At 69.5% G+C, this 10,560-nt stretch carries 10 protein-coding genes; 1 reads left to right on the top strand and 9 read right to left on the bottom strand.

All coding sequences use genetic code 11. The annotated features are described in order from the left end of the window. Positions 1–674: hypothetical protein (locus ACE3N6_RS18385; protein ID WP_374247278.1), on the top strand; the 674-nt coding region annotated here is incomplete at its 5' end. A gap of 54 nt (positions 675–728) precedes the next feature. Here ACE3N6_RS18385 and moaE read toward each other — a convergent pair. The 9 genes from moaE to lpdA all read right to left on the bottom strand — a co-directional run bounded on the left by moaE (position 729) and on the right by lpdA (position 10,460). After that, complete coding sequence (gene moaE / locus ACE3N6_RS18380) at positions 729–1,202, bottom strand: molybdopterin synthase catalytic subunit MoaE (RefSeq protein WP_374247277.1); 474 nt, start codon at positions 1,200–1,202, stop codon at positions 729–731. 27 nt (positions 1,203–1,229) lie between these two features. Next, a complete protein-coding gene (gene moaD / locus ACE3N6_RS18375) occupies positions 1,230–1,484 on the bottom strand; it encodes a molybdopterin converting factor subunit 1 (protein ID WP_374247276.1) in 255 nt (84 codons plus the stop codon). A gap of 6 nt (positions 1,485–1,490) precedes the next feature. Beyond that, positions 1,491–2,714: a gephyrin-like molybdotransferase Glp gene (gene glp, locus ACE3N6_RS18370; RefSeq protein ID WP_374247275.1), complete on the bottom strand. Its 1,224-nt coding sequence runs from the start codon at positions 2,712–2,714 to the stop codon at positions 1,491–1,493. A gap of 118 nt (positions 2,715–2,832) precedes the next feature. Beyond that, complete coding sequence (gene mobB / locus ACE3N6_RS18365; protein WP_374247274.1) at positions 2,833–3,327, bottom strand: molybdopterin-guanine dinucleotide biosynthesis protein B; 495 nt, start codon at positions 3,325–3,327, stop codon at positions 2,833–2,835. Beyond that, positions 3,324–4,691 carry a hypothetical protein gene (locus ACE3N6_RS18360; protein WP_374247273.1) on the bottom strand — a complete coding sequence of 456 codons (1,368 nt, stop codon included), beginning with the start codon at positions 4,689–4,691 and terminating at the stop codon, positions 3,324–3,326. The genes mobB and ACE3N6_RS18360 overlap by 4 nt, the downstream gene beginning before the upstream one ends. A gap of 358 nt (positions 4,692–5,049) precedes the next feature. After that, positions 5,050–7,008 (bottom strand): ATP-dependent DNA helicase, encoded by a 1,959-nt coding sequence (locus ACE3N6_RS18355; protein WP_374247272.1) that lies wholly within the window; start codon positions 7,006–7,008, stop codon positions 5,050–5,052. Between the two features lie 6 nt (positions 7,009–7,014). Further along, complete coding sequence (locus ACE3N6_RS18350; RefSeq protein WP_374247271.1) at positions 7,015–7,803, bottom strand: hypothetical protein; 789 nt, start codon at positions 7,801–7,803, stop codon at positions 7,015–7,017. A gap of 6 nt (positions 7,804–7,809) precedes the next feature. Beyond that, complete coding sequence (zapE, locus tag ACE3N6_RS18345) at positions 7,810–8,922, bottom strand: cell division protein ZapE (protein WP_374247270.1); 1,113 nt, start codon at positions 8,920–8,922, stop codon at positions 7,810–7,812. 116 nt (positions 8,923–9,038) lie between these two features. Beyond that, positions 9,039–10,460, bottom strand: coding sequence for a dihydrolipoyl dehydrogenase (lpdA, locus tag ACE3N6_RS18340; RefSeq protein WP_374247268.1), 1,422 nt, complete (start codon positions 10,458–10,460; stop codon positions 9,039–9,041). Positions 10,461–10,560: the final 100 nt, after the last annotated feature.

Here is a 10,560-nt window from a genome sequence, read left to right as displayed (position 1 = left end):
TCCGCTCCTGGGCGGCGAGCAGCACCGCCGCGGTCCGGCTGTCTCATCTCGACCAGGGCCGGTGCCTGGCCCTGCTGACCGACGCAACCGCGATTCCGCCCATACCGAACGACGCCGACAGTCAGGCCGCCCGCATGACCCACCCGGCCTTTGTCTCGATCTACTTTACGACCACCGGAAAGACCGAAGGCGACGCGCTGCTGGCGCAACTGACGACGCCCGAGCTGCTGGCCAGCCCGGCGAGCGCGCGGGCCAACCCCCTCGCCCCCTGCTCCCTGCTGCGGAGCTTCCGGCTCGCCGCGCGGCTGAACGACGACTGGGGGCGGATCGGCACCGGCAAGTTCACGGTGCCCGACAACGCGCTGCTGGCAAACTATCCGGCGAAGCAGGACGGGCAGCCGGGCAGCGACCAGGCCAGCCTGCCGGAAACCTCGCCGCTCGCACCGCTGGCCGACAAGCTGCGGGACAAGGATTTCCTTCAGGGCGGCAGCGCGCAGAGCGCCGAGGTAGTGGCGCGCGCCTTCGGCCACGAGATGCTGCGCACCAACCAGCTCACCGAGATGTTGCTGGATGCCACCCAGGCCAGTCAGACCGACTGCCTTGCCGAGATTCGCGAGCCCTCCACACTGCGCCTGCGGCTGCTCGAGAAGAAGATCAGCCTGCCGCTGCGCTAAGGCGCGCACGGCCCACCCGCCTTGCACCGGGCGGATGGGCCGGTGGCGGCGGGTTCAGCCCGCCGGCGATTCCCAGCGCGCAGCGGCGTTGTCGTCGGTTTCCCGCGCGTCCACCCAGCGGCCGCCTTCGGGGGTGTCTTCCTTCTTCCAGAAGGGCGCGCGGGTCTTCAGGTAGTCCATGATGAACTCGCAGGCGGCGAAGGCGTCGCCCCGGTGGCTGCTGGCGACGCCCACGAACACGATGCGCTCGCCGGGCGTGAGGCGGCCGAAGCGGTGGATGACCCGGGTGGCCTGGAGCTGCCAGCGGCTTCCAGCCTCGACCACGATGGCTTCCAGCGACTTCTCGGTCATGCCCGGGTAGTGCTCGAGGGTCATGGCCGACACTTCGCTGCCCTCCCCGGCCAGCTTGTCGGCCCGCACGAGGCCGACGAAGCTGGCCACCGCGCCCACGTCGGTACGACCGGCGGAGAGCGCGGCAATCTCTGCGCCGACATCGAAGTCGGCTTCCTGCACGCTGACGGAGTTCATGGTGGGCCTCGCGGTGAAGGTGGGGAATCAGCCGCCGGTGACGGGCGGGAAGAAGGCGATCTCGTCGCGGTCGGCCACGGCGGTGTCGGCGCCGGCCATCTCCTGGTTGATGGCCATGCGCACGTTGCGCCCTTCGCCCAGGGCCTCCCAGGCGCCACCGCGCCTGGCGAGGTGGCTGCGCAGGTCGCCCAGGGTGGCGATGGAGGCCGGCAGGGCCAGCGTCTCGTGGGAGTAGCCGAGGGTTTCGCGCAGGCTGGCGAAATACAGAACCTTGATGCTCATGGGGGCTTACGAGAGAAGTTCGGAGTAGGGAATGAAGCGGACCGGATCGCCGGCCGCGACGGTCTGGCCGGCGGGGTTATCCACCAGGCCGTCGGCCCACACGGTGGAACTGAGCACGCCGGGGCCCTGGTTGGGGAACAGCGCGACCCGCCCTTCGGCGTCGATGCGCGCGCGCAGGAACTCCCGCCGGCGGTCGGGCCGGGGCCAGTCGAACGCGGCGGTGAGCGGCAGCGCGCGAGGCAGGCAGTCGGCCACGCCCATCGAACGCAGCACGAAGGGCCGCACCAGCAGCAGGAAGGTGACGAAGCTGGACACCGGGTTGCCGGGCAGGCCGATGAAGGCGGCGCCCTCGCCGCCCGCCGGGTCGTTGACGCGGCCGAAGGCGACCGGCTTGCCGGGCTTCATGGCGACGAGCCACAGATCGAGCCGGCCTTCGGCCTGCACCGCCGGGCGCACGTGGTCTTCCTCGCCCATCGACACGCCGCCGCTGGTGACGATCAGGTCGTTGGCCGCGGCGGCGCTGCGCAGGGCGGCGCGGGTGGCGTCCAGGGTGTCGGGCACGATGCCCAGGTCGTCCACCTCGCAGCCGAGGGCTTCGAGCAGGCCGCGCAGCACGTAGCGGTTGGAGTTGTAGATGGCACCGGGGGGCAGCGGCTCGCCGGGCATCGCGAGTTCGTCGCCGGTGGAGAACAGCGCCACCTTGAGGCGCCGGAACACCGGCAGCGTGGCGCAGCCCACCGACGCGGCGAGGCCGAGCATCTGGGGCGTGAGGCGCACCCCGGCGGTGAGCACGGTGGCGCCCTGGGCGATGTCCTCGCCGGCGCGGCGGACCCACTCGCCCGCGCGGGGCACGTGGTCGATGGTGACGCTGTTGCCGTCGGCAGTGCACAGCTCCTGCATCACGATGGCGTCGGCGCCGTGGGGCACCGGGGCGCCGGTGAAGATGCGCGCGGCGGTGCCCCGGGCCAGGGTGTGGCCCACGCTGCCGGCGGGGATGCGCTGGGCAACGGTGAGGCGGGCGCCGGGGGCGGTGACGTCGGCAGTATTCACCGCGTAGCCGTCCATCGACGAGTTGTCGAGGGGCGGCACGTTGAGGGACGACACCTGATCGACGGCCAGCACCCGGCCGAGGGCTTCGGCGGTGGGCACGTTTTCGATGGTGGCGACGGGTTTGGCGGCGGCCAGCAGCGCGGCGCGCACCTCGTCGAAGGGACGCATGGGATTGCTCATATCGGTTCTCCATCGCGCGGCGTACCACGCGCAACACATGAAACACGGCAGCACGGCCCCTGGGCCGGCCCGGCCATGCAAAGCCGGGCCTCCACGCCGCAGGCGCATCGGGGGGCGTTCATCCTAGGCCCTGGTGCCGGAGGATGAAATCGGCCACGGCGGCCGGGTCGTTGAGGTCGAGGCGCGGCAGCGGCGCATCGAGGGGCGCGTCGGTGGCGATGGCCACGATGGCCGGGTTGTCGGGGTACTGGAGCGGCTTGCCCACTGCCGGGCGATGGACTTCGAGCTTGGGGATCTGCACCGCCTTGAAGCCTTCGACGAGCACCAGATCGCAGGGCGACAGGCGGGCGAGCTGGGCGTCGAGATCGGGCTCGGGCTCGCCGCGCAGCTCGTGCATCAGCACCCAGCGCTCGTCGGAGATGAGCAGGATCTCGCTGGCGCCGGCCTCCCGGTGACGCCAGGAATCCTTGCCCGGTTTGTCGATGTCGAAGCCGTGGTGGGCGTGCTTGATGACCGACACCTTGAGGCCGCGGCGGGTGATCTCGGGGATGACCTGCTCGATCAGGGTGGTCTTGCCCGAACCGGACCAGCCGGCAAATCCGAAAACCTTCATGCTGCTCCTTCGTGGCCGCAGGGCACCGCCAGCACGGGCGCGAAGCCGCCGCCGGGGGTGCGGAAATTGGTGGTCTGACCGCGGTAAAGCCGTGCGGTGACCAGTTGGACTTCGCCCCGATAGACGTAGTTGCGCAGGTCCATCTTGAGGGCGACGGCCTCGCCGCCCACCGACAGGCGCCGCTCGGAGGGCGGCACCAGGGCCTGGGCGATGTAGTCGCCGGCGATGATCTCGTCGAACACCCGCCGGGTGAGCTTGTCGCCCCGGTAGGCGCCGCGGCTGCCAAAGCCGCTGGCGGGCTTGAAGAACAGGCCGCGCCGGCGGGCCCAGAAATCCGCCGCCTGGGCCGCGGTGACCGCCTCGGTGCGCGGCACGCCGGCGACAATCGCCGCGATGTCGGCCTCCGTCGCGCCAAGCCGGCGCAGGGCGTGGGGGTTGGAGAGCAGCACCAGGTTGCGCTTGTCGGCATACAGGGCGTGGGCGCGGGGGTGCGGCGTGATGACCGCCGAAGCGGCCAGCCAGGCTTGCCGCAGCGCATGGCTGGCGGGGGTGTCGAAGGAGAAATCGGTGAGGCGGTTGTAGACGAGATCCACCGGCTGGCCATGGAGCATCAGGCCGCTGGCGGTGTGCGCGAGTTCGGACGGATCGCAGATCCACGCGGCCACGCCGTGGCGCTCGAACAGGCGCTGGAAGAGCAGGAACTCGGGCAGCAGGTATTGCCCCTGGGGTGCTTCGTCCACGATGGCGACGCTGCGCAGCGGCGCATCGCCCCGCTCGGCCCGCCATTCGGCCTGGAACATCTCGAAGAACACCTGCTCCAGATCGCCCGAGGCGTGGCCCTGCAGGGCGGCCATGGCTTCGGCCACCTCGTCGCAGCAGGCCCGCTGGGCGCGCCCGAGGATGGCGGCGAGCAGGCCGCCGCCGGCGTTGGTGTTGATCTCGATGAGCTGGGGGCCGGCATCGGCGAGGTGGAAGTCGTAGCCCAGGAACACCCCGGCCGCGCGGCTGAGGTGGCGGGCGGACGCCGGGGCGTGGGCCAGCACCGCGTCCTGCCAGCCGGGCAAGGCCACTACCCGGTGGATGGCGGCGATCAGATCGGCCATCTGCCGCACATGCGCGGCCGACACGAAGGCCATCGATTCGGCAAACAGGTGCGGGCGCGACTCGGCGATCATCGCCTGCAGCGCGCCGTCGCGGGGGTCGCGGGCGAGCGCGGCGAGCAGCGCCTGACGGTCGAGGGACACGCATTGGCAGCCGGCGTTGAGGGCTTCGGCGGCGTCGACGCAGTCGTGCCCGGCGCCGCCGGCGAGGCGGGCGATGAGGGCGCTGGGCGACGACGGGGCGGTGGCGTTCGGGTCGGTCAAGGACGGCATCGGTGCGAGGGTTCAGGCGCGGGATTGTAGCAGCGGGGGCCAGCGCCGCGCCGCGTGGATCGGCCGGCCCCGCAAGCGAAAAAGACTCGCGCGCGAGGAGTGGCTGCTTGCGCACGAGTCGTGGTGGCTTGCGCGCAAGCAAGGGAGATTCGTTCGCAAGCGGCTGCCGCTTGCACGCGAGTGATTTTTGCTCGTGCGCAAGTGAAATCCGTTTGCGCGCAAGCAAAAATCACTTGCGCACGAATGGCTGCGGCTTGCGCGCAAATCCGTTTTACTCGCGGCCAAGCAAATTTTCCTTGATCGCTAATCGGCTTTGCTCGCGCGCGAGCAGATACCGCTCGCCGACGCCTCAGCCCTGCCGCGCGGCCGGCGGCGGGAGGTCTTCGAGAAAGGCCACCACCTCGGATTCGACCTTGCTGCGGGTCATGGGCGGCAGGCTCTGCCACACCCGGCGGCCGTAGGGCTTGGTGAGCATGCGCGGGTCGCAGATGGCGAGCACGCCTTTGTCGCGCTCGGTGCGGATGAGCCGGCCGGCGCCCTGCTTGACGTTGATGACCGCCCGCGGGAGCTGGTATTCCATGAAGGGGTTGCGGCCGGATTTGTTCATGTGCTCGATGCGCGCGGCGAGCACCGGGTCGTCGGGCGGGGCGAAGGGCAGCTTGTCGATGACCACCACCGAGAGGGCGTCGCCGGGCACGTCGACGCCTTCCCAGAAGCTCTGGCTGGCCACCAGGATGGCGTTGCCCAGGCGACGGAAGCGGTCGAGCAGCTCGGAGCGGGAGCCTTCGCCCTGGATCAGCAGGGGCAGGTCGAGCTTGTCCCGCTCCAGCGCGTCGGCGATCAGTTCGTGGATGCGCCGCATGGCGCGCAGCGAGGTGCACAGCACGAAGGTGCGGCCCTGGGCGGCGCGGATCAGGGGGATGGCGACCTTGGCGACCGCATCCGGGTAGTCCGGGCTGTTGGGCTCGGGCATGCCTTGGGGGGCGTAGAGCACCGCCTGGGCCGGGTAGTCGAAGGGCGAACCCCACACCGCGGTCTCGATGGGCGGCTCGACCCAGTTGAGGCCCAGCTCGCGGCAGTAGTGGCCAAAATCGCGCCCCACCGCCAGGGTGGCGGAGGTGAACACCCAGGCCCGCGGGTGGCCGTCCATCTGGCGCTTGAAGATGGAGGCGATGGACAGCGGCGTGGCGTTGAGGGAAAGCGTCTGGCTGAAGACCTCGACCCAGCGCACCCAGTCGGTGCCCTCCGGCACCTGCCAGCGGGCGAGGCGCTGCTGGATCTCCTGGGTGCGGCGCAGGCAGTTGGCGAGGCCCTCGGAGCGCTCGGCCTGGGATTCGACCAGCGCGCAGAACTCGGTGAGTTCCACATCCAGCGCATCGACGGCTGCGTGGAAGGCGGTGTTGTCGGCGAGCTGGGCGTAGCCGAAGCGGGCGTTCTCGGCCTGCACCGACAGGCGCAGATCGCGGGCGGCCTTTTCGAGCTTGCGGGTGGCTTCGATGAGGGCGAGGCAATCCCGAGCGGCGGCGACGGTCTCGGAGCGGGTGTCGCGGGCGAGTTCGAGCAGCTGGGCGGTGGACACGCTCTCGCCGAAGAACAGGCTGGCGGTTTCGGGGAGCTGATGGGCTTCGTCGAAGATCACCGCGTTGCACGAGGGCAGCAGCTCGCCCATGCCTTCGTCGCGGAGCATCACGTCGGCAAAGAAGAGGTGGTGATTGACCACCACCACGTCGGCGTCCATGGCCGCGCGGCGGGCGGCGGCGACGAAGCACTCCTTGATGTTGGGGCATTCCTGCCCCAGACAGTTGTCCCGGGACGAGGTGGCGAACATCCAGGCGGCGGCGTCTTCGGGCACCTCGGGGCACTCGGCCTTGTCGCCGCTCTGGGTCAGCTCCGCGAAGCGGCCGATGGCGCGCAGGTGGCCGGCGTCTTCGGGGGTGGTGAAGCGCCCGTCGGCCAGATTGCGGGCCAGGTGGTAGTGGCACACGTAGTTGGCCCGGCCCTTGAGCAGCGCCACGCTGACCGGCACCTTGAGGGCGGCGCGGACGGTGGGCAGGTCGCGGTTGAAGAGCTGGTCCTGGAGGGTTTTGGTGCCGGTGGAGACGATGACCTTGCCGCCGCCCAGCAGCGCGGGCACCAGATAGGCGTAGGTCTTGCCGGTGCCGGTGCCGGCCTCGGCCACCAGCACGCCGTTCTCCTTGAGGATGTGGGCGATGTGGGCGGCCATCTCCAGCTGCTGGGGGCGCGGGGAGAAACCGGGGATCGCCGCGGCAAGGGGGCCGTCGGCGGCAAAGGCGTGTTCGACGTTCATCGGGGTCTATTCGAGGGCGTCCACCCGCAGCCACACCTGGGCGTCGACCTGGCGGGCGCCCTGGGTGTAGCCGCCGGTGCCGTAGCGGGTGGTCTGGCCGGTGGCGGCGCTGCCGCCAAGAGGAATCCAGCTGCCAAGAGCGCCGGTGACGGTGGTGGCAAGGCGGGTCGATTCGACCGCGCCACCTTCGCCCAGGCGTTCCATCGACGGGCCGATCTCGATGGTCACCTGCTTGCCGACCACCTGGGGCGCGGCATAGAAGCCGGTGCCCACGTCCATGTAGCGCACCGAATCCACCTGCACCCAGCCGCCGGGCGCGGCGCGCCATTCGCGGAACATCAGCGGGAGGGATTGCCCGACCCGGATCAGCGCCCTGCCCCCTTCCACCACCTGCACCTGCTGGCTCACGTCGTCGCGCTGCTCGCTGCTGCCGGCGCCGCCGCGGACGATGACGCGGCTGCCGCCGGGCGCGAGGCGGCCCTCCACCCCCAGGCCGCCGCCCGACGCTTCACGCACCTCGCCCTGACGCACCGACACCACCAGCCGGCGCTGCGGGGTATCCAGCGCGGCGATGGCGGCGCGGAGTTCGGCCAGGTTGGCCGGCGAGACCCGCAGCAGGATCTTGTCGCCCATGCTGCTGATCGCCCCGCCCTGCTCCACCAGCGGACGCAGGCTGGGCACGACCTGCTCCGCCGGGCGGTGCTGCAGAGGGACGATCTCAAGCCGGTAGTCGGCCGCGGCCGGCAGCGCGTGCACGGCGCAGGCAACAAGAACGCAGGCAGCAGACGGGCGCATCGGGTGTCAGGCGACCCGGTGGGCTTCGGCGAGGTAATCGCGGGAGCGCATCTCGATGAGGCGGCTGACCGTGCGGTGGAACTCGCTGGCCTGCCGGCCTTCCACGTAGAGGTCGTAGGCCTGGCATTCGGCGCTCACCAGCAGCTTTACCCGGTGGTCGTAGAGCACGTCGACGAGCCAGGTGAAGCGGCGCGCCTCAGAGGCCATCGCCGCGCTCATCTTGGGCACGCGGGAGAGGATCAGGGTGTGGTGCTCGCGGGCGATCTCGAGGTAGTCGTTCTGGGAGCGGTTGCCGCCGCACAGGGTGTCGAAGTCGAACCAGATCACCCCAGGCGCGCGGCGCACCACCTTGAGCTTGCGCTCCAGCACCTCGATCTCGCCGGGCTCGCCCTTGGTGCCGGCGATCTGCTCGAAATCCTTGGCCAGGTGCTTATCGGCGGTGTCGTCGGCCGGCACCAGAAAGGCCTCCATCTGCTCCAGGGTGCGCAGGCGGTAGTCGGTGCCGTGATCCACCTCGACCACGTCGAAGCGGCGCTTGATCATGTCGATGGTGGGCAGGAAGTTGATCCGCTGCAGGCCGTTGGGGTAAAGGCCGTCCGGCGGGTAGTTCGAGGTCATCACGAAGATGGTGCCGCGGGCGAACAGCGCGTCGAGCAGGCGGCCGAGGATCATCGCGTCGGCGATGTCGGAGACGTGGAACTCGTCGAAGCACAGCAGGCGCGTCTGGCGAGCGATGCGGTCGGCCACCTTCTGCAGGGGGTCGGGCTCGTGGTTGAGGTTCTTCAGGTCGTTCTGGACTTCCTGCATGAAGGCATGGAAGTGCACCCGGCGCTTGCGCTGGTAGGGCACCGAATCGTAGAAGCAGTCCATCAGGAAGCTCTTGCCGCGCCCCACGCCACCCCAGAAATAAACGCTGCGGGGCTGCTTGGGCCGGGACAGCAGCTTGCGGATGGTGCCGCGCCGCGCCGCCTTGAAGGCCACCAGCTCGGAATACAGCCCTTGAAGGCGCTGGGCTGCGGCGCGCTGGGCGGGATCGGACTTGAAGCCCCGGGCCTTGAGGAGCGACTCGTAGGCTTCGATCATGCCGTTCTCGGCAACTTTAAGGATTCGGTGCGGCATGGCGAGAATTCGGTGAAACGAATACGGTAAAACCAATGGGATCGGGGGCGGGCAGGCATTTTACCGCCTGACCGCCCCCGGCTGAAGACTAGCCGACCCGAAGGCCGGCCGCTTCATCAGAAGTGCAGCGGACGCTTGTCCACCGCCAGCGCCGCCTCGTGCACCACTTCCGACAGGGTCGGGTGGGCGTGGCAGATGCGGGCGAGGTCTTCCGACGCGCCGGCGAACTCCATCGTCACGACGGCTTCGCCGATCAGCTCGGAGGCGTTGGCGCCGATGATGTGCACGCCAAGGATGCGGTCGGTGTTCGCGTCGGCGATCATCTTCACGAAGCCGGCCGGGGAACCGGCGCCCAGGGCGCGGCCATTGGCCAGGAACGGGATCTTGCCGACCTTGTAGGCCACGCCTTCGGCCTTGAGCTGCTGCTCGGTCTTGCCGACCCAGGCGATCTCCGGCGAGGTGTAGATGACCCAGGGAATGGTGTCGAAGTTGCAGTGACCGGCCTGACCGGCCATCAGCTCGGCAACCATCACGCCCTCTTCCATCGCCTTGTGGGCCAGCATCGGGCCGCGCACCACATCGCCCACCGCCCACACGCCGGGCAGGCTGGTCTTGCAGTGGTCGTCCACCTCGATGAAGCCGCGGGCGTCGATCTTGAGCCCGACCGCTTCGGCGTTGAGGCCGGCGGTGTTGGGCACGCGACCGACGGAGACGATCAGGCGGTCGAACTCGGCCTTCTGGGCGCCATCCTTGGTTTCGTACTCGACGGTGACCGACTTCTTGCCAGCGGTGACCTTGCCGACCTTCACGGACAGCTTGATGTCGAGGCCCTGCTTCGTGAACAGCTTGAGGGCTTCCTTGGCCACGTCCTGATCGGCAGCGCCGAGGAAGCTGTCCATGGCTTCGAGGATGGTGACCTGGGAGCCCAGACGGTTCCAGACCGAACCCATCTCAAGGCCGATGACGCCGGAACCGATCAGGCCGAGGCGCTTGGGCACGGCGTCGATGTCGAGGGCGCCGATGTTGTCGCAGATCAGCTTGTTGTCGACGGGGATGCCCGGCAGGTGACGGGCGGAAGAGCCGGTGGCCACGATAACCTGCTTGGCCTCGACGACTTCCTCACCCACCTTGACCTGCCAGCCGGCGTCGGTCTTGGCGACGAAGGCGCCGTGGCCGGCCAGGAAGGTGACCTTGTTCTTCTTGAACAGGCCCTTGATGCCGGAGGTGAGCTGCTCGACGATCTTGGACTTGCGGCCGATCATCTTGGCCACGTCGATCTTCGGGGTGCCGACGGAGATGCCCTGCTCCTCGAAGGCGTGACCGGCTTCTTCAAACAGGTGGGAGGTGTGCAGCAGCGCCTTGGACGGGATGCAGCCCACGTTGAGGCAGGTGCCGCCCAGGCGCGGTTCGCCCTTCGGGTCGGCGTAGGGGTTGGATTCGGCACAGGCCGTGTTGAAACCGAGTTGCGCAGCGCGGATCGCAGCCACGTAGCCGCCGGGGCCGCCGCCGATGACCAGCACGTCGAATTGCTTCGCCATTTGTGTTCTTCCTTGTTCGGATTGAAACAAGGCACGGCGGCGGCAGACAACCTGCCGCGACCGTGCCTCGGGTCAGTAAGATCAGACTTCCAGCAGCAGG

This window comes from Zoogloea sp. (genome assembly GCF_041904905.1).
In the GTDB taxonomy this organism is placed as follows: domain Bacteria; phylum Pseudomonadota; class Gammaproteobacteria; order Burkholderiales; family Rhodocyclaceae; genus Zoogloea.
The sequence above is the reverse complement of the archived record's forward strand: the minus strand, read 5'-3'. Positions and strand labels throughout refer to the sequence as shown.